This window comes from Dinoroseobacter sp. S375, assembly GCF_049800775.1.
Taxonomy (GTDB): domain Bacteria; phylum Pseudomonadota; class Alphaproteobacteria; order Rhodobacterales; family Rhodobacteraceae; genus Dinoroseobacter.
This window is the reverse complement of record NZ_JBNAFR010000001.1, coordinates 163,803-180,999: the sequence shown is the minus strand read 5'-3', so window position 1 is coordinate 180,999 and position 17,197 is coordinate 163,803. Positions and strand designations below refer to the sequence as shown.

General features: G+C 65.5%; 19 protein-coding genes. 9 read left to right on the top strand and 10 right to left on the bottom strand.

The window, feature by feature from the left end; translation table 11 throughout:
• Nucleotides 1–48 precede the first annotated feature (48 nt).
• From cyoE to ACP150_RS00860, 8 genes are all read left to right on the top strand, one after another.
• Complete coding sequence (gene cyoE / locus ACP150_RS00895) at nt 49–996, top strand: heme o synthase (protein WP_424964650.1); 948 nt, start codon at nt 49–51, stop codon at nt 994–996.
• Between the two features lie 3 nt (nt 997–999).
• Nucleotides 1,000–1,185 (top strand): hypothetical protein, encoded by a 186-nt coding sequence (locus ACP150_RS00890; protein ID WP_424964649.1) that lies wholly within the window; start codon nt 1,000–1,002, stop codon nt 1,183–1,185.
• Nucleotides 1,182–1,796 carry a cytochrome c oxidase assembly protein gene (locus tag ACP150_RS00885; RefSeq protein WP_424964648.1) on the top strand — a complete coding sequence of 205 codons (615 nt, stop codon included), beginning with the start codon at nt 1,182–1,184 and terminating at the stop codon, nt 1,794–1,796. The genes ACP150_RS00890 and ACP150_RS00885 overlap by 4 nt, the downstream gene beginning before the upstream one ends.
• A 21-nt stretch (nt 1,797–1,817) precedes the next feature.
• A complete protein-coding gene (locus tag ACP150_RS00880) occupies nt 1,818–2,624 on the top strand; it encodes a cytochrome c oxidase subunit 3 (RefSeq protein ID WP_424964647.1) in 807 nt (268 codons plus the stop codon).
• A 100-nt stretch (nt 2,625–2,724) separates the two neighbouring features.
• Complete coding sequence (locus tag ACP150_RS00875) at nt 2,725–3,423, top strand: SURF1 family protein (RefSeq protein WP_424964646.1); 699 nt, start codon at nt 2,725–2,727, stop codon at nt 3,421–3,423.
• Between the two features lie 9 nt (nt 3,424–3,432).
• Complete coding sequence (thrC, locus tag ACP150_RS00870) at nt 3,433–4,824, top strand: threonine synthase (protein ID WP_424964645.1); 1,392 nt, start codon at nt 3,433–3,435, stop codon at nt 4,822–4,824.
• Nucleotides 4,821–6,101 carry a M16 family metallopeptidase gene (locus tag ACP150_RS00865; RefSeq protein WP_424964644.1) on the top strand — a complete coding sequence of 427 codons (1,281 nt, stop codon included), beginning with the start codon at nt 4,821–4,823 and terminating at the stop codon, nt 6,099–6,101. The genes thrC and ACP150_RS00865 overlap by 4 nt, the downstream gene beginning before the upstream one ends.
• Entirely contained in the window at nt 6,101–6,685 is a 585-nt protein-coding gene (locus ACP150_RS00860) for a GNAT family N-acetyltransferase (RefSeq protein WP_424964643.1), read from the top strand. Before ACP150_RS00865 ends, ACP150_RS00860 begins: the two co-directional genes overlap by 1 nt.
• A 70-nt stretch (nt 6,686–6,755) precedes the next feature.
• On the opposite strand, the gene infC is transcribed toward ACP150_RS00860, so the two are convergent.
• The 8 genes from infC to cysG form a co-directional block, all read right to left on the bottom strand.
• Complete coding sequence (infC, locus tag ACP150_RS00855; RefSeq protein WP_424965409.1) at nt 6,756–7,301, bottom strand: translation initiation factor IF-3; 546 nt, start codon at nt 7,299–7,301, stop codon at nt 6,756–6,758.
• Between the two features lie 167 nt (nt 7,302–7,468).
• Entirely contained in the window at nt 7,469–8,062 is a 594-nt protein-coding gene (locus tag ACP150_RS00850) for a class IV adenylate cyclase (protein ID WP_424964642.1), read from the bottom strand.
• A gap of 287 nt (nt 8,063–8,349) precedes the next feature.
• Nucleotides 8,350–9,210, bottom strand: a complete 861-nt coding sequence (locus ACP150_RS00845) for a ferredoxin--NADP reductase (protein ID WP_424964641.1) — start codon at nt 9,208–9,210, stop codon at nt 8,350–8,352.
• A gap of 68 nt (nt 9,211–9,278) precedes the next feature.
• Nucleotides 9,279–9,701: a DUF934 domain-containing protein gene (locus tag ACP150_RS00840; protein WP_424964640.1), complete on the bottom strand. Its 423-nt coding sequence runs from the start codon at nt 9,699–9,701 to the stop codon at nt 9,279–9,281.
• Nucleotides 9,698–10,453, bottom strand: coding sequence for a phosphoadenylyl-sulfate reductase (locus tag ACP150_RS00835; RefSeq protein WP_424964639.1), 756 nt, complete (start codon nt 10,451–10,453; stop codon nt 9,698–9,700). Before ACP150_RS00835 ends, ACP150_RS00840 begins: the two co-directional genes overlap by 4 nt.
• Nucleotides 10,443–12,110, bottom strand: coding sequence for a nitrite/sulfite reductase (locus ACP150_RS00830; protein WP_424964638.1), 1,668 nt, complete (start codon nt 12,108–12,110; stop codon nt 10,443–10,445). The genes ACP150_RS00835 and ACP150_RS00830 overlap by 11 nt, the downstream gene beginning before the upstream one ends.
• 55 nt (nt 12,111–12,165) lie before the next feature.
• Nucleotides 12,166–12,471 (bottom strand): DUF2849 domain-containing protein, encoded by a 306-nt coding sequence (locus tag ACP150_RS00825; RefSeq protein WP_424964637.1) that lies wholly within the window; start codon nt 12,469–12,471, stop codon nt 12,166–12,168.
• On the bottom strand, nt 12,471–13,856 hold the full coding sequence (gene cysG / locus ACP150_RS00820) for a siroheme synthase CysG (RefSeq protein WP_424964636.1): 1,386 nt from the start codon (nt 13,854–13,856) through the stop codon (nt 12,471–12,473). Before cysG ends, ACP150_RS00825 begins: the two co-directional genes overlap by 1 nt.
• A 137-nt stretch (nt 13,857–13,993) precedes the next feature.
• Here cysG and ACP150_RS00815 point away from each other — a divergent pair, with 137 nt between their 5' ends.
• Complete coding sequence (locus ACP150_RS00815) at nt 13,994–14,461, top strand: Lrp/AsnC family transcriptional regulator (protein WP_424964635.1); 468 nt, start codon at nt 13,994–13,996, stop codon at nt 14,459–14,461.
• A 6-nt stretch (nt 14,462–14,467) separates the two neighbouring features.
• Here ACP150_RS00815 and ACP150_RS00810 read toward each other — a convergent pair whose 3' ends face one another.
• Together ACP150_RS00810 and ACP150_RS00805 are read right to left on the bottom strand one after the other, a co-directional pair.
• Nucleotides 14,468–15,913: a protein adenylyltransferase SelO gene (locus ACP150_RS00810; protein ID WP_424964634.1), complete on the bottom strand. Its 1,446-nt coding sequence runs from the start codon at nt 15,911–15,913 to the stop codon at nt 14,468–14,470.
• 32 nt (nt 15,914–15,945) lie between these two features.
• Nucleotides 15,946–16,902, bottom strand: coding sequence for a nucleoside hydrolase (locus ACP150_RS00805; RefSeq protein ID WP_424964633.1), 957 nt, complete (start codon nt 16,900–16,902; stop codon nt 15,946–15,948).
• Between the last annotated feature and the right edge of the window lie 295 nt (nt 16,903–17,197).

Here is a 17,197-nt window from a genome sequence, read left to right as displayed (position 1 = left end):
TCCGGCCCCCAGGCCGGTTCATGACATGCCAGTGGATGACTCGAACCCATGAGTGACGCCAGCTTTGACAGATCCGCCCCCCTGAGCGGCGAAGGCAGTTTCGGAGACTATTTCGCGTTGCTGAAACCGCGGGTGATGTCGCTCGTGGTGTTCACCGCGCTGGTCGGCCTGCTGGTCGCGCCGGTTTCGGTGAACCCGATCGTCGGCTTCTGCGCGATCCTTTTTATCGCCATCGGGGCAGGGGCCTCCGGGGCCCTGAACATGTGGTGGGACGCGGATATCGACGTCATCATGAAGCGGACCGCGCGCCGTCCCGTCCCGGCGGGCAAGGTGCAGGCCGGTGAGGCGCTGGCCCTTGGCCTTGGCCTGTCGGGTCTGTCGGTGGTGATGCTGGCGCTGGCCACGAACCTGCTGGCGGCGGCGCTGCTGGCCTTCACGATCTTCTTTTACGCCGTGGTCTATTCCATGTGGCTCAAACGCTCGACGCCGCAGAACATCGTGATCGGGGGCGCTGCGGGTGCCTTCCCTCCGATGATCGGCTGGGTCGCAGCCACAGGCTCGATCAGTGTCGAGGCCGTGCTGATGTTCGCGCTGATCTTCATGTGGACGCCGCCCCACTTCTGGGCGCTGGCGCTGTTCATGAAGGCCGATTACCACAATGCGGGGGTGCCGATGCTGACGGTCACCCATGGCCGCAAGGTCACCCGGACCCATATCCTCGTCTATACGATCCTGCTGGCCCCCGTGGCGCTGGGCCTCGCGCTCACCCCCGTGGCCGGGCCGCTGTATCTGGCGACGGCCGTGGTCCTGAACGCGATCTTCCTCAAGGGCGCGCTGGACATCTGGCGCCGCGACGAGATCGCCGCCGAGGCGGATAACTACGCGACCGAGAAAAAGTTCTTCAAGTTCTCGCTTCTGTATCTGGCACTGCATTTCGGGGCCCTGCTGGTCGAGGGCATCCTCACCCGCAGCGGGCTCTGGACCATGGGAGGGTAAGGCATGTCATTCGGGAAAGACCACGAGCTGCACACGCGGCGCGCGGGACGGAATTTCGGGGTGGCGGGCCTTCTCGTGGGGTTTGCGGCCATCGTGTTTGGTCTGACGGTTGCCAAGGTGACCGAGGACGGCCCGGTCGAAGGGTTCGATCACGTCGCCCGCCCGGCTCTGGTGGAGCGCGTCGAATGAGTGACGCACAGATCCCCCAGCCGAACCACGGCAAGACCGCGCTCAAGCTGGTCGGTGTCGTTGTCACCATGGGCGCGCTGGCCTGGGCCGCGGTGCCGTTCTACGACTGGTTCTGCCGCGTCACAGGGTTCGGCGGCACGACGAACACCGCCGAGACCGGGTCCGACGTGATCCTGGACCGGACCATCAAGATCAAGTTCGATGCGTCGCTCGAGCGTGACATGCCATGGAGCTTCAAGCCCACGGTGCACGAGGTCGAGATCCGCATCGGTGAGACCGGGCTGGCTTTCTACGAGGCCCACAACCCGACAGATGAGCCCGTGGCTGGTTCGGCCAGCTACAACGTGGCGCCCTTCAATGCGGGCGGGTATTTCACCAAGATCGACTGCTTCTGCTTCGAAGAGCAGGTGCTGCAGCCCGGCGAGACCGTGCTCATGCCCGTCACCTTCTTCGTGGATCCCGAGATCATCGAGGATGACGAGGCCGCCGCAAACAGCCACATCACCCTGTCCTACACGTTCTACCAGATCGATCTGCCCGAGCGGGTGGAGGACACCGCCGCCATGACGCCCGACGCCGCCCCGGCACCGACGCGTACGAGCTATAACTGACCTGCCTGAGGAGAGCCCCCTATGGCACATGAAAAAAATCACGATTATCACATTCTGCCACCTTCGGTCTGGCCCTTTGTCGGCGCGGTTGGCGGCTTCATCATGCTGTTCGGGGCCACGCTCTGGATGAAGGGCATGCCTCCGTTCATGTTCATTGCGGGCCTTCTGACCGTGCTGGTGACCATGTTCGGCTGGTGGACCGAGGTGGTCCGCGAGAGCCATGCGGGCGACCACACCCCGGTGGTGCGCATCGGCCTGCGCTATGGCTTCATCTTCTTCATCATGTCCGAGGTCATGTTCTTCGCGGCGTGGTTCTGGAGCTTCTTCAAGCACGCGCTCTACCCGATGGATCCCGGTGGCATGAGCCCGGCCATCGATGGTGTCTGGCCGCCGGCCGGGATCGAGACCTTTGACCCCTGGCACCTGCCGCTGATCAACACGCTGATCCTGCTCTGCTCTGGCGCGGCCGCCACCTGGGCGCACCACGCGCTGGTCCATGAGGACAACAAGCAGGACATGAAGACGGGCCTGTTGCTGGCCATCGGCCTCGGCGTGATCTTCACCGCCTTCCAGGCCTATGAGTACGGCCATGCAGCCTTCAGCTTCTCTGGCAACATCTATGGCGCGAACTTCTTCATGGCGACAGGCTTCCACGGCGCGCATGTGATCATCGGGACCATCTTCCTGTTCGTCTGCTACCTGCGGGTGCGGCGCGACCACTTCACCGCTGACAAGCATATCGGCTTCGAGGCGGCGGCCTGGTACTGGCACTTCGTGGACGTGGTCTGGCTGTTCCTCTTTGCAGCCGTCTATGTCTGGGGCGGCTGACGCCCGGCTCTGAGTTGTTTGTGCGGCCGGGACCTGTCCCGGCCGTTTCTCTTTTTGGCGACCGGCCCCGTGTAATCCGGGCCGGGGGTGAGGAAATCCGATGCGGCGTATGGCCATTCCGTTGGCGTTTGGGGTGATCGGCACACTGATCCTGTTGGCGCTAGGCAATTGGCAGGTGAACCGGCTGGCCGAGAAAGAGGCCTTTCTCGCCGAGATCGACGCCCGGATTGCCGACCTGCCGGTGGAGCTTCCGGCGTCGCCGGACCCAGAGGCGGACCGCTTTCTCGCGGTGGAACTGCGCGGCACTTATACGGGTGAAGAGATCGACGTGCTGGCCAGCGCCAAGGGCATCGGCGCGGCCTACCGGGTGATCTCGGTCTTCGAGACGGAGGAGGGGCGCCGGGTGCTGGTCGACCGCGGCTTCCTTCCCGTGGCCCGGCGGGATACTCTCCGCGACTTTCCCGAGGCCCGACTGCAGGGCAACCTGCACTGGCCCGATGAGGTGGACGGGTTCACACCCGAGCCCGATGCCGCCAGCAACACCTGGTTCGCCCGTGAGGTGCCGGCCCTGGCCGCCACCCTGAACACCGAGCCGGTCCTGCTGATCCTGCGCGCCACCTCCGAGCCTGCGCCTTTCGCGACGCCCTATCCGCTGGACAGCAGCGGGATCCCCAATGACCATCTCGAATACGCCGTGACATGGTTTTCCCTCGCAGCGGTCTGGTTCGGGATGACTCTCTATTTCCTGTGGCGTATGAGGCGCTCGGAACGACGTAACGACAGCCCTGAGGCTGAGTAAGGCACGGTGATGCGGTATATCTCTACCCGGGGGCAGGCCCCGGCGATGGCTTTTCACGAGGCGATGCTGGCGGGGCTCGCCAGTGACGGGGGGCTTTACGTGCCCGAGACCGTCCCGACGCTGAGCCCGGATGAGATCCGCGCCATGGCCGGTCTGTCCTATGAAGAGATCGCCTTTCGCGTGATGCGCCCCTTCATCGGCGACAGCTTCACCGATGAAGAGTTCCGCACGGATATCGCCACCGCCTATGCGGGCTTCGGCCATGATGCGCGCGCGCCGCTCAAGCAGCTCGGGCCGAACCACTTCCTGCTGGAGCTGTTCCACGGTCCGACGCTGGCCTTCAAGGACTTCGCGATGCAGCTCATCGGGCAGCTCTTCCAGCGCGAGCTGGCGCGCCGGGGCAGCCGGGTGACCATCGTGGGCGCCACCTCGGGCGATACCGGCTCGGCGGCGATCGAGGCGTTCCGCGGCATTCCGGCGGTGGATGTGTTCATCCTCTATCCCAATGGCCGGGTCTCGGAGGTGCAGCGCCGCCAGATGACGACCCCCAGTGAGGACAATGTCCACGCGCTGGCCCTGCACGGGCATTTCGACGATTGCCAGGCGCGGCTGAAGGACATGTTCAACGACCATGACTTCCGCGATGGCGTGCGGCTGGCAGGGGTGAACTCGATCAACTGGGCGCGGGTCCTGGCGCAGGTCGTCTACTACTTCTCTGCGGCCACCAGCCTGGGCGCGCCGGATCGCGAGATCAGCTTCACCGTGCCCACGGGCAATTTCGGGGACATCTTCGCGGGCTATATCGCCAAGCGGATGGGCCTGCCCATCGGACAGCTGGTGATTGCGACCAACCAGAACGACATCCTGCACCGCTGCCTGACCACCGGGGCCTACCAGACCGACGAGGTGATCCCCTCGATCAGCCCGTCCATGGACATTCAGGTCAGCTCGAATTTCGAACGACTTCTGTTCGATATCTATGACCGGGACGGGGCGGCGATTGCCCAACTGATGGACGAGCTCAAGACCGCAGGCGGCTTCACCCTCTCCCAGGGGGCGCTGTCGCGTCTGCGCGAGGAGTTCGCCTCGGGCCGCGCCTCGGAGGAGGAGACCTCCGCGACGATCACCCGGGCGCGCGCCACCATGAACGAGCTGCTCTGCCCTCATTCCGCCGTGGGAGTCCATGTGGCCGAGCAGCTTGCCGCGCCCGCAACCCCCATGGTGACGCTGGCCACCGCGCATCCCGCAAAGTTCCCCGCAGCGGTCGAGGCGGCCACCGGTGTGCATCCCCCCCTTCCGCCGCGCATGGAAACCCTCTATGAGCGATCCGAGCGGGTCACCGAGGTTCCCAACGACCTGACCGCGCTGCAGACCCTGATCCGGGAGCGGATAACGACATGACCCAGACGCCTGACACGGACACCCAGCTGACCACGCTGTCCAACGGATTTCGCATCGTCTCCGAGCATATGCCCGGGTTGAAATCCGCAGCGGTCGGGATCTGGGTGCTCGCCGGAGGGCGCCATGAACGGATCGAGCAGAATGGCATTGCCCATTTCCTCGAACACATGGCCTTCAAGGGCACAGAGAAACGCTCGACCCTGGCCATCGCCGAGGCCATCGAGGATGTGGGCGGCTATATCAACGCCTATACCTCGCGCGAAGTGACCGCCTATTACGCCCGGATCCTTGAGCCGGACGTGGCGCTGGCGGTGGATGTGATCGCCGATATCCTGCGCAACCCGATTTTCGATCCGAACGAGATCGAGGTGGAGCGGGGCGTGATCCTGCAGGAGATCGGTCAGGCCCTCGACACGCCCGATGACGTGGTCTTCGACTGGCTGCAGGAACGGGCCTTTGCCGACCAGCCCATGGGGCGCACCATCCTCGGCCCGGCGGACCGGGTGCAAGGCTTTGCGCGGCAGGACTTCTACGATTTCGTGGGCGAGCATTACCGGCCCGAGACGATGATCCTCTCGGCAGCGGGCGCGGTGGACCATGCGGCCCTCGTGGCGCAGGCCGAGGTGCTCTTTGGCGATATGGGGCAGGGGCAGCGGGCCGAGGCCCAGCCGGCGACCTTTACCTGCGGCGAGGCGCGCGTGATCAAGCCGCTGGAACAGGTGCATTTCGCCATGGCCCTGCCGGGACCGGGCTATCGCGATCCGGCGATCTACACTGCGCAGCTCCATGCGACGGCGCTCGGCGGGGGCATGTCCTCGCGCCTCTTTCAGGAGATCCGCGAGAAGCGGGGCCTGTGCTATTCCATCTTCGCCCAGCCCGGCGCCTATGCGGATACGGGCATGACCACGATCTATGCGGGCACCTCCGCAGGCCAGATCGCAGAATTGTCGGACATCACCCTGCGCGAGATCCAGCGCGCCGCCGAGGACATGTCGACCCATGAGGTCGCGCGCGCCCGGGCACAGATGAAGGCGGGCCTGCTCATGGGGCTCGAAAGCCCGTCCTCGCGGGCAGAACGTCTGGCCCGGCTGGTCGGGATCTGGGACCGGGTTCCGCCCATCGACGAGACCATCGCGCGGATCGACGCGGTCACCACCGGCGACGTCAAGGATTACGCCGCCGCCCTGTGCGAGAAGGGGGAGGTGGCCATGGCGCTCTATGGTCCGGCCGATGCCGCGCCTGATCTCGATGCAATTCGGGAGCGGCTGGCCGCCTGATGCTCCTGCGACGACCGGCAGTCAAGATCGAGACGGAGCGCATGACGCTCCGCCCGCCGGTCCATGCCGATTTCCGGGACTGGACGGCCCTGCGCGATACGAGCCGGGCGTTCCTGACCCCGTGGGAGCCCACATGGTCGCCGGACCATCTGAGCCGCAAGTCCTTCACCAATCGGGTCTATTGGGCCAACCGCTCGATCAAGGGGGGGACGGCCTATCCGCTTTTCCTCATTGACCGGAGCACGCAACGCCTGCTGGGGGCGATCACGCTGGACAATGTGAAACGGGGGCCTGCCCAATCCGCGACCCTGGGCTACTGGATCGGCGCGCCCCATGCCCGGCAGGGGTTCATGCGCGAGGCGATCACGGCCCTGACCCATTACGCCCAGAAGGAAATGGATCTCAGCCGGATCGAGGCGGCCTGCCTGCCGGAAAACACCGCGTCGCGCGGGGCGCTCGAGAAATGCGGGTTCAAGTATGAGGGTGTCGCCCAGAGCTATCTGCAAATCGCGGGCCGCTGGCGGAACCATGTGCTCTATGCGAACCTGCGGCTCGACCGCCGGGGCCGCACGGATGTGGGCTAGCGCGTGCGCCTTGCGCCCATAAAAAACGCCGCCTCGGAGGGCGGCGCTTTGCGTCTCGATCAGGGGCGGCTTACTTGGTCAGCGGCCCGATCATCATGACCATCTGACGGCCTTCCATCTTGGGCATGTTCTCGACCTTGCCGGTCTCCTTGGTGTCCTCGGCCACCCGTTCCAGCAGTTCCCGGCCCAGGTTCTGGTGCGCCATCTCGCGGCCGCGGAAACGCAGGGTGACTTTCACCTTGTCGCCATTCTCGAGGAATTTGAACACGTTGCGCATCTTGACCTCGTAGTCATGCGTGTCGGTGTTCGGGCGGAATTTGACTTCCTTGACCTCGATGGTCTTCTGCTTCTTGCGGGCTTCGCTCTCGCGTTTCTGCTGTTCGTATTTGAACTTGCCGAAATCCATGATCTTGCAGACCGGCGGATTTGCGTTTGGCGAGATCTCCACCAGATCGAGACCGGCCTCTTCGGCCATCCGCATGGCTTCGCGGGGGCTGACCACGCCGACATTCTCACCGTCAGCATCAATCAGTCGAATTTCAGGGGCGCGGATGCGCCCGTTTACGCGGGGGCCAGTGTCACGTTGCGGCGGAGCGTTATGGGGTCTGCGGGCTATCGGTTTGGTCCTTGTATCGTTCACCGTTTGAGTGGGCGAAGGTAAGCGCTAAGCGGCGCGCGATCAAGCGGGTAATGCAGGGCGCGTTTCGCAGCTGGGGCGGGGTCCTGCGCCCGATATGGGCCGGAATGCCCGCGTCCGGAGGGTCCGGATACCGGTGCCGCGCCTCAGTCGGGATGCTGCAGGAGCGCGCGATAGGACTGCGTGACCGGCGCCTCGTCGTCCAGACCGAGGGACCGGGCGGCGGCGCGCACGTCCCGGCGCATCGTCTCCAGTGCTTCGGTGTCATCGGTCATCGCGGCGACTTCGACAAAGGTGCCGAGCCCCTCAACACGGTCCAGCGTCACATGCTGCGCGCCCAGAAAGTAGATGTCGCGCTGTTTCGTGATCGAAAGCGTCTGCTCGAAGCCAAGCGACTGCAGCATCGCCAGCGCGGGCGCAAAGGCCGGAAGGTCCATGGCCAGGCAGGCATCCGGTGCTGGACCCTTGGAGATCCAGAGCACCCGCCCGGAGGGCCGCATCTCGCGCAGCACCTGGGTCTGGGCATTGGCGGCAAGCCGTCCATCACCGAGATCGAAAAAGACATCAGTCTCTTCATTTCCCAGCACGAAGGGCACTGCATCCAGTTGCGCCAACCGGCGGCGCAGCGGGGCCAGATCCGGCACAGCGAACTTCAATTCCACCTCGTGCCGCCCTTTGAAGTGATCGCCCGGGTCGGCGAGCATGCCCTTTCTGGCGAGGTCTGCGCTGTGATTGGTCATCGCGGTGGTGTCCCTGCTTCGTTGAGATCCGTCTAGCAATGCGCAGGGCAAACACAAGCGCTGAGCAGGCATTGCCGCGCGCCGCAGGCCGGATGTCGCGCGATGCCGTGCATCCAGAGCAAAGCGCCTAGATGCGCAGCGTCCGGTGGATTTCGCTCGGACGCGCTATCGCCGTGACGTCCACGCACCCCCGCAGGCCGGGGTCCACATAGGGTGCGAGCAAGGCAAACAAGAACGCCCACCGAACATGTCGGTGGGCGCTATTGCGTTTCGAATGGAGGAGGGGCTCAGTCGAGGAAGGCCTTCTCGACCACGTAATGGGCAGGCTTGGAGTTTGCCCCTTCCTCGAGCCCGTAGCTTTCCAGCATCGCCTTGAGCTCCAGGTTGAAGGCGAGGTTGCCGCAGATCATCGCCCGGTCCGTTTCGGGGCTGAGCACCGGCACATCCAGATCCTCGAAGCACTCGCCCGAGTTCATCAGGTCGGTGATCCGGCCCATCTTGGGGCTCTCTTCGCGGGTGGTGGTCGGGTAGTATTTGATCTTCTTCCAGAAGCCCTCGCCGATCACCTCGTTCAGCAGCTCGTCCTCCTTGAGGGCCTCGATCAGCTCGCGCCCATAGGTCAGCTCGCCCGCCTCACGGCAGGTATGGGTGATGATGACCTCGTCATAATCCTCATAGGTCTGCGGCTCGCGCAGCAGGCTCGCAAAAGGCGCAAAGCCGGTGCCCGTGGCAAAGAACCAGATCCGCTTGCCCGGGATCAGCGCGTCATGGACGAGCGTGCCCACGGGCTTGGGCCGCAGGATGATCTCTTCGCCGGGCTGGATATGTTGCAGCCGCGAGGTCAGCGGGCCGTCGGGCACCTTGATCGAGTAGAACTCCAGCTCCTCATCCCAGGAGGGGGAGGCGATGGAATAGGCCCGCAGGAGCGGTTTCTGCTTGCCGGTTTTCGGGTCCGGATCGCCCATCAGGCCGATCATCACGAACTCGCCCGACCGAAAGCGCAGGGTCTGCGGCCGGGTCACACGGAAGGAAAACAGACGGTCGGTATAGTGCTGAACGGCGGTGACGGTCTGCGCATCGGGCAGCGTGGGAACTTTGATCGGAGTTGCGTCGGTCACGGTACGGGCCACATCGGTTGGTTTGTTCATGCTGTCTACTGAGGTTGACACCTCGGTCCCACTGTTAAACGGAATTGGACACTCTGCAAAGAGGACAATCAGGCGCGCAGGCGAGCCTGATAGTTGTGCTCCTGCCAAGCGGCGCGGGCGCGCCATTGCTCTTCGGGCTGGCGCGTGGCGAGGGCGGCGTCGATCTCGACCTCGTCAAAGCCCGAGCGACGCGCCATCGCGTATTGATCGGCCAGCACATGGCCGCGCGCGCGCAGACGCCCGGTATAGCCCGCATTGCGCAGACGCCGGGCCAGCGAGAAGCCGCGCCCATCGGCAAAGCTCGGGAAGTCGATGCGGATCATGGCGATCCCGTCAAGCCGTGTCAGCAGGGGGGCGACATCCGCGTCGCTGGGCAGGTCGAGGCTGATCACGTCATTGGCGGGGGCCTCGTCGAGCGGGGTAAAGCCGCCATTCCAGGTCTCGGGGCCGAAGCCTGCATCGGTGACAATCGTTGCTGCGGTCTGGGTCATGCCGCGTCTCCTTTGGGCAGGGGGCCGCGCACGACCTTGCCATTGATGAAATGAATGCCGCATTCTTCCTTGTCGGCGTCCCGCCAGCGGCCCGCGCGCGGGTCTTCGCCGGGCTTCACCGGCGAGGTGCAGGGCGCGCACCCGATGGAGGGATAGCCCTTGGCCACCAGCGGGTGGCGCGGCAGGCGGTTGTTGATCATGTAGTCCTGAACATCCGCCGGGTCCCAATGGGCCAGCGGGTTGACCTTGATGCGGGCGGGACCATCGGCCTCAAAGAACTCGAGCGCGGCACGGGTCCCCGCCTGAAAGCGTTTGCGCCCGGTGATCCAGGCGTCATACCCCTCCAGCGCGGTCTCCAGCGGTCGCGTCTTGCGCAGATCGCAGCAGGCATCCGTGTCGCGCGTGTGCAGAAGCCCGTCCGGATCTTCGGCCGCCAGTGCTGCCGGGGCGGCGCGGATCACCTCGATCCGGCGCAGGCCAAGCTTGCGCGCGACTTCTTCCTGATAGGCGAGCGTCTCGGGAAAGAGCATCTGCGTATCGATGAAGAGCACCGGCGTCTTCGGCGCCTTCTTCGCGATCATATGCAACAGCACCACGGATTCCGCCCCGAAAGAGCTGACCAGCGCGATCCGCCCCACGGTCGGATCCCCGAGCGCCCGTTCGACCACCGAGGTGGCCGAATGGTGCCGGTAGCGCTGGTTCAGATGGGCGACCCGCTCGCCCACCGGAGGGAGAGGCGCCTCAAGCGGCATCTTTCCGCGCGGCCTCCGGGTAGAGGGCGGCCTTGAACGGGGCGGCGCCGAGACGGCGATAGGTTTCGAGGAAGGTCTCGTCCGCGCTGTCGCGCACATCCATATAGGCGTAGATCAGACGCTCGATGGCGGGCACGATCTCGTCATAGGCAAAGCCGGGACCGGCCCGCTCGCCGATGGCGGCGGTTTCGGTGCCGTCCCCGCCCAGGGTGATCTGGTAGTTCTCGACGCCTGCTCGATCCAGACCGAGGATCCCGATATGGCCCACATGGTGGTGCCCGCAGGCATTGATGCAGCCCGAGATCTTGATCTTCAGCGCGCCGATATCATGCTCGAGCTTCAACTCGTCGAACCGCGTGGCGATCTGCTGCGCCACGGGGATCGAGCGGGCCGTCGCCAGCGCGCAGTAATCCATGCCGGGGCAGGCGATGATGTCCGAGATCAGGCCGACATTGGCTGTGGCCAGCCCTGCGGATTTGAGTTCCGCATGGATCTTGGGCAGATCGGCGCGGTGCACATGGGGCAGGATCACGTTCTGCTCATGGCTGATGCGCAGCTCGTCATGGCCGTAGGCCTCGGCGAGATCCGCCATCAGGCGCATCTGGTCCGAGCTGGCATCCCCCGGCGTCGCGCCATGGGATTTGAGCGAGATCGTCACGATGGCATAGCCCTCGGCCCGGTGCGCCGCGATATTCGTATCCACCCAGGAGCGGAAGACCGGATCGGCCTCATAGGCGGCTTCATAGGCGGCAACGGAGCCGGTCTCGAATGCGGGGGCTGCGAATTGCGGGGCGATGGCGCGCAACAACTCCTGATCCGCGCCACCGAAGGCCGCGCGGGTGATCGCGAATTCCGCCTCGACCAGATCGCGGATCGTGTCGATGCCGTTCTCGTGGACGGTAATCTTGATCCGTGCCTTGTACTTGTTGTCCCGGCGGCCAAGCTGGTTGTAGACCCGCACGATGGCCTCGGCATAGGGCAGCAGATCCGCTATGGGCAGGAACTCCCGCACCACCTTGCCGATCATCGGGGTCCGGCCAAGACCGCCGCCGATGATGACCTTGACGCCAATCTCGCCATCCTGCCGAACGATCTGCAGGCCGATATCATGGGCCTTGATCACCGCCCGGTCGGCTTCGGCCCCGGTCACGGCGATCTTGAACTTGCGTGGCAGGAACTGAAATTCCGGGTGATCCGTGGACCACTGGCGCAGAAGCTCGGCGATGGGTCGCGGATCGGCGATCTCATCGGCGGCGGCCCCGGCGAAATGGTCCGCGGTCACGTTGCGGATCGTGTTGCCCGAGGTCTGGATCGCGTGCATCCCCACATCGGCCAGCGCGTCGATCATGTCCGGCACGTCGCGAAGCTTCGGCCAGTTGTACTGGATGTTCTGGCGCGTGGTGAAATGGCCGTAGCCACGATCCCAGCGATCCGCGATCATCGCGAGCTGGCGCATCTGGCGGCTGTTCAGGGTGCCGTAGGGGATGGCCACCCGCAGCATATAGGCATGCAGTTGCAGGTAGAGCCCGTTCATCAGGCGCAGGGGCTTGAACTCGTCCTCGGTCAACGAGCCGTCGATGCGGCGCTCGACCTGGGCGCGGAACTGGGCGGCGCGTTCGCGCACGAAGGCTTCGTCGAAATCGGTATAGCTGTACATGTTGGCTGTCTCCGGTTGCGCCCATGGGGGAGGGGCGGGCGCGCTGTCTCTGGGGTCAGGGGCGCTGCAGTTCCTGCTTGCCATGGGCGTAGTTCGACGGACCCTTGGCGCGGAAGGCTTCGCGGAAATGCACGGGGGCCGCGCCTTTGGGCGTCGCGCTTACATCGGCGAGATAGACGCCGACCACGCGGTCGACCTGTGCCTCGGCATCCAGCAGGCGGATCTGGGCATGGGCCTCGTCATCGAGCACTTCGGCCTCGTCCAGATGCCGGGTCCAGCTATCATTCGGGGCCAGATAGATCACATCGCCTTCGAGCAGGTCGTTGGCGGTGATGACTTTCGGGGTGAAGTTGCGAGGCATCAGGCGAATTCCTTCAGGTCGGTGAGGGCGGCACGGGCCTCGCGCGGGGCGAGGCCGTACATCAGGATGGCCGGACCGGAGAGTCGCTGGGCGACCTCTCCGAGGGCGTTGAGGTCGGTGGCATGGATGCGCTGGTCGGCGCGGCTGACATTCTCGATCAGGGTGACGGGCGTAGCCGGGGCCGCGCCATGCATCAGGAGACGCCCCTGCAAAAACCGCGCGGCCTTCTTGGCCATGTAGATCGCGGCCACCTGTCCCGGCTCGGCCAGCGCGCGCCAGTCATGGTCGGCAAAGCCTTGTGTGTCATGCCCGGTCAGGAAGCGCAGCGACGAGTTGCGCCCCCGCTTGGTCAGGCTCTGTCCCAGCCCTGCAGCCGCCGCCGAGGCGGTGGTGATCCCCGGTACGATCCGCCAGGGGATCTGCGCGGCCTCCAGCGCGTCAATCTCTTCGTCGAGGCGGCCATAGACCGCCGGGTCGCCGGATTTCAGACGCACGACCTGCGCGCCCGCCTTGGCATGGGTCACGATCAGCGCGTTGATGTCCGCCTGTGCGGTGGAGGCGCCGAAGCCCTCCTTGCCCGCATAGACCAGCACGGCCTCGCGGCGCGCGAGCTCGAGGATTTCGGGCGTGACCAGCCGGTCATAGATCACGACATCGGCCTCATCGAGCGCCTTGCGCGCCTTGAGGGTCAGCAGTTCCGGGTCGCCCGGACCAGCGCCGACCAGCGCCACGCTGCCCGCGCGGGCCTCGGTGTTCAGATGCCGCTCGAGCAGGCGATCGAGCGCGGCCTTGGCCCCTTGCGGGCCCTCCGCCTCGGCCGCTGCGGGCCCCGCGCCGAAATAGTAGTCGCGCCAGAAGTCCCGGCGCGCGCGGCCCATGGGCAGGGCCTCGGCCTTGGGACGGAAAGATTTGCCGACCCGCGCCAGCATCCCGAGCAGGGGCGAGAGCTTCGCCTCCAGATCCGCCTTGATCGAGCGGGCAAGCACCGGGGCCGCGCCTTCGGTGCCAATGGCGATGGTCACCGGGTCGCGATCGACAATGGCCGGGGTGATGAACTGGCTGTCGCCCAGATTGTCGACGATATTGACCAGCGCGCCATCGGCCTGCGCCAGCTTGCGCACGCGCGCATCTTCCTCGGGATCCTCGCTGGCCGCATAGACGAGGCTGGCGCACATCCCGTCCCCGGGCTCGAACGCCCGCAGGGTCAGGGTCAGACGCCCCTCGGCCGCCCAATCGTGGATTTCCGGGGCTGCCTCGGGGGCCACCACGGTCAGGCGCGCTTCGGTCTTCAGAAGCAGGCGCAGCTTGGCCAGCGCGGCGTCACCGCCACCGGCGAGGACGATGCGGCGACCGGCCACCGCGAGGAAAATGGGAAAATGCTGCATAAGGCATCCTGGGTTTGTCTCTGCTGTATATAGAAATTTTTCCCGTAAAATTGCTAGACGAGGGAAAATATAAGGAATAAATAGTCTACATCACGCCCAAGGGCGTCAGAAAGTTCTAAAATGCGAGGGCGCATAGGATGTCGGTTTCACTGGATGCGACGGATCGGAAAATTCTCAAGGCGTTGCAGCGCGATGCGAGCCAATCGCTCGAGGAAATTGCCCGTCAGGTGGGCGCGTCAAAGACCCCGGTCTGGAACCGGATCCGCAAATTGCGCGAGGCCGGGGTCATCCGACAGCAGACCGCCGTTCTGGATCCGGAGGCGCTGGGGCTGGAGGCGTGCTTCTTCGTGCTGATCCGTACGTCCGAGCATGAAGCCGACTGGCAGCAGCGGTTCCTCAAGGCGCTTCTGGACCGGGATGAGGTGCTGGAGGCGCACCGGCTGGCGGGGGATATCGACTATATCCTCAAGGTCCGGGTCGAGAATGCCCGGGCCTATGATCAGTTCTACCAGGCGCTGATCCAGGAGGTGCGGATCTACAACGTGACCGCGCTCCTTTCCATGGAAGAGATCAAGTCGACCTTCGCCCTGCCGATCCGGGACTGACCCGGCTCAGGTCCCGCAAAAGGTTTCGCGCACGGCTTCTTCAGGCCGGGCTGGGGCCTGATAGGCGGCGTGCTCGGGCTGATCAGCAAAGGGCTGCTGCAGCACGGTGTTGAGCGCGTGGAAGGGCGCGAAATCCCCGGTGAGCCCGGCCTGAATGGCCTCCTCCACCCGGTGATTGCGCGGGATATAGGCCGGGTTTGCCGCCTTGAGCCGTGCCGACAGGGTTTCCGCAGGGCCGTCATCCTCCGCCAGCCGCGCGCGCCAGCCTTCGGCCCAGCCATCGAACCGCTCCGGCTCGGGGTAGAGGGCGCGGACCACGTCCACCCCTTCGGCGAGCCCCCGGAAGGCCAGTGTGAAATCGACGCCGGCCCCGGCCATATGTCCAAGCAGGTCATGGGCCAGCGCGGCATCCCCGGGCTTGTCCGAAACGAGCCCCAGCTTGGCACGGAACACCTCCGCCCAGGCGGCCTGATAGAGATCGGCAAAGCCCTGCACCGCCTCGGTCGCCACGTCTATGGCGCGGTCCTTGTCCGGATCGATCAGCGGCAGCATCGCCGTGGCCAGCTGCGCGAGGTTCCAGACCGCGATTTCCGGTTGTTTGCCATAAGCATAGCGCCCGAATTGGTCGATCGAGGAATAAACCGTCTCGGGATGGTAGGCCTCCATGAAGGCGCAGGGGCCGTAATCGATGGTCTCGCCGGAGATGGTCATGTTGTCAGTGTTCATCACCCCATGGATGAACCCCAACCCCATCCATTGAGCGATCAGCCGGGCCTGCCGTGCGATCACGCCCTTGAGCAGGTCAAGCGCGGTCTCGGCCCCGGGATCGTGCCGGGCGCGGGCGAAGGCGACAAGCTGCTCCACCGCCTCCAGATCGCCGCGCGCGGCGAAGAACTGGAAGGTGCCCACGCGCAGATGGCTGGACGCGACACGGGTGAAGACGGCACCGGGCATGGGCTGCTCGCGCAGCACCCGCTCGCCCGTGGTGACAGCGGCCAGAGCGCGCGTGGTGGGCACGCCGAGCGCATGCATCGCCTCCGACAGGATGTATTCGCGCAGGACCGGACCCAGTGCGGCGCGCCCGTCGCCCCGCCGCGAGAAGGGCGTGGGCCCGGAACCCTTGAGCTGGATATCGCGCAGATGGCCATCCGCATGGCGCAGCTCCCCCAGCAGGATCGCCCGACCATCGCCCAGCTGCGGGTTGAACCCGCCGAACTGATGCCCGGCATAGGCCTGCGCCAAGGGCGACGAGCCCTCGGCCACCGCATTCCCGGCGAGCATGGCGATGCCCTCGGCGCTTTCCAGCACCTCCGGGTCCAGACCCAGCTCCCGTGCCAGCCGGTGGTTCACGGCGATCAGCGCCGGGGCGGCCACGGGGGTCGGCGCCATACGCGCATGGAAACGGTCGGGCAGGGCGGCGTAATGCGCCTCGAAGGGGATGTGCATGCTCATGGCTCGCATGTAGGCGGGCGGGGGCCGGAAAGCTAGAGGCGACCGATCCGCTCGGTCAGGAGGGCGAAGAACCCCTCTGCATCCACATCGCCGATCAAGAGCGCGTTGGGGGCGCGGTCTGTCACGCCCCACCAGTCCGCCACGGTCATGCCACGGGTCAGGGGGCTGTCGACCTCGATCTCCACATTGATGAGCCGCCCGGAAAAGAGCTCGGGCTGCAGCAGATAGGCAATCACGCAAGGATCATGGAGCGGTGCACCCTCGGAGCCGTATTTTTCCTTGTCGAACCGCTCGAAGAAATCGGTCCAGGCGGCAACCATATCGCCCACACGGGTGCCAAGCGCGCGAAACCCCGCGATATGGGGCGCGGTGGTCAGCGCCTTGTGGGTCACATCAAGCGGCATGACCACCAGCGGCACCCCTGCGGCAAAGACGGCCTTGGCGGCCTCCGGGTCCACATAGATATTGAACTCTGCCGCCGGGGTGATGTTGCCCACCTCGAAATAGGCCCCGCCCATCAAGACGATCTCGGCCACGCGCGGGATGATGTCGGGGGCCTCGGCAAAGGCCGTGGCGATATTGGTCAGCGGTCCCAGCGGGCAGAGGGTCACCGTGCCTTCGGGCGCGCGGCGCAGGGTCTCGATGATGAAGGCAACGGCATGCTGATCGGCCAGCGGCATGGTCGGATCCGGCAGGACCGGCCCGTCGAGCCCGGTCTTGCCATGGACATGCTCGGCCGTGACCAAGGTGCGGGCGATGGGGCGGTCACAGCCCGCATGGACCGGGATCTCCGGGTGCCCGGCCAGCTCGCAGACGATGCGCGCGTTTTTCGCCGTCAACTCCAGCGGCACATTGCCCGCCACCGCCGTGATCCCCAGCACGTTGACCTCGTCCGGGGAGGCCAGCGCCAACAGGATGGCGACCGCATCGTCCTGTCCGGGGTCGGTGTCGATGATGATATTGCGGGGCGTGGCGGAGCCGTCTTGCATGGGAGCCTCCTGAAGGGATGGGAGAGGGTCGCAACTCGCCCCCGCGCTGTCCAGACGATTCTGGCCCGGCTCAGAGGCCGGCCGCGCGCGGCGCAGGAGCGCCGGAAACACTCTATCCTCAAGGCGGAAACGTAAATAAGGCAGCGAGCTGTCAGGCGCTGCGCGCGGATTGACCTGGGGTCAGCGGTAATCCCGAGCCAAAGGCCGCCGGTGTTCCGAGTTGCGCGACAGCGGTCCGCCAGACTGCCCGTTTGCGGGGCAATTCCGGGTATCCTGCCCGTCAAACCGGCGAGAT

Coding starts and splice junctions, on each gene's coding strand:
- cyoE (WP_424964650.1), top strand. CDS start 49: ATGAGTGACGCCAGCTTTGACAGATCCGCCCCCCTGAGCGGCGAAGGC.
- ACP150_RS00890 (WP_424964649.1), top strand. CDS start 1,000: ATGTCATTCGGGAAAGACCACGAGCTGCACACGCGGCGCGCGGGACGG.
- ACP150_RS00885 (WP_424964648.1), top strand. CDS start 1,182: ATGAGTGACGCACAGATCCCCCAGCCGAACCACGGCAAGACCGCGCTC.
- ACP150_RS00880 (WP_424964647.1), top strand. CDS start 1,818: ATGGCACATGAAAAAAATCACGATTATCACATTCTGCCACCTTCGGTC.
- ACP150_RS00875 (WP_424964646.1), top strand. CDS start 2,725: ATGCGGCGTATGGCCATTCCGTTGGCGTTTGGGGTGATCGGCACACTG.
- thrC (WP_424964645.1), top strand. CDS start 3,433: ATGCGGTATATCTCTACCCGGGGGCAGGCCCCGGCGATGGCTTTTCAC.
- ACP150_RS00865 (WP_424964644.1), top strand. CDS start 4,821: ATGACCCAGACGCCTGACACGGACACCCAGCTGACCACGCTGTCCAAC.
- ACP150_RS00860 (WP_424964643.1), top strand. CDS start 6,101: ATGCTCCTGCGACGACCGGCAGTCAAGATCGAGACGGAGCGCATGACG.
- ACP150_RS00850 (WP_424964642.1), bottom strand. CDS start 8,062: ATGACCAATCACAGCGCAGACCTCGCCAGAAAGGGCATGCTCGCCGAC.
- ACP150_RS00845 (WP_424964641.1), bottom strand. CDS start 9,210: ATGAACAAACCAACCGATGTGGCCCGTACCGTGACCGACGCAACTCCG.
- ACP150_RS00840 (WP_424964640.1), bottom strand. CDS start 9,701: ATGACCCAGACCGCAGCAACGATTGTCACCGATGCAGGCTTCGGCCCC.
- ACP150_RS00835 (WP_424964639.1), bottom strand. CDS start 10,453: ATGCCGCTTGAGGCGCCTCTCCCTCCGGTGGGCGAGCGGGTCGCCCAT.
- ACP150_RS00830 (WP_424964638.1), bottom strand. CDS start 12,110: ATGTACAGCTATACCGATTTCGACGAAGCCTTCGTGCGCGAACGCGCC.
- ACP150_RS00825 (WP_424964637.1), bottom strand. CDS start 12,471: ATGCCTCGCAACTTCACCCCGAAAGTCATCACCGCCAACGACCTGCTC.
- cysG (WP_424964636.1), bottom strand. CDS start 13,856: ATGCAGCATTTTCCCATTTTCCTCGCGGTGGCCGGTCGCCGCATCGTC.
- ACP150_RS00815 (WP_424964635.1), top strand. CDS start 13,994: ATGTCGGTTTCACTGGATGCGACGGATCGGAAAATTCTCAAGGCGTTG.
- ACP150_RS00810 (WP_424964634.1), bottom strand. CDS start 15,913: ATGAGCATGCACATCCCCTTCGAGGCGCATTACGCCGCCCTGCCCGAC.
- ACP150_RS00805 (WP_424964633.1), bottom strand. CDS start 16,902: ATGCAAGACGGCTCCGCCACGCCCCGCAATATCATCATCGACACCGAC.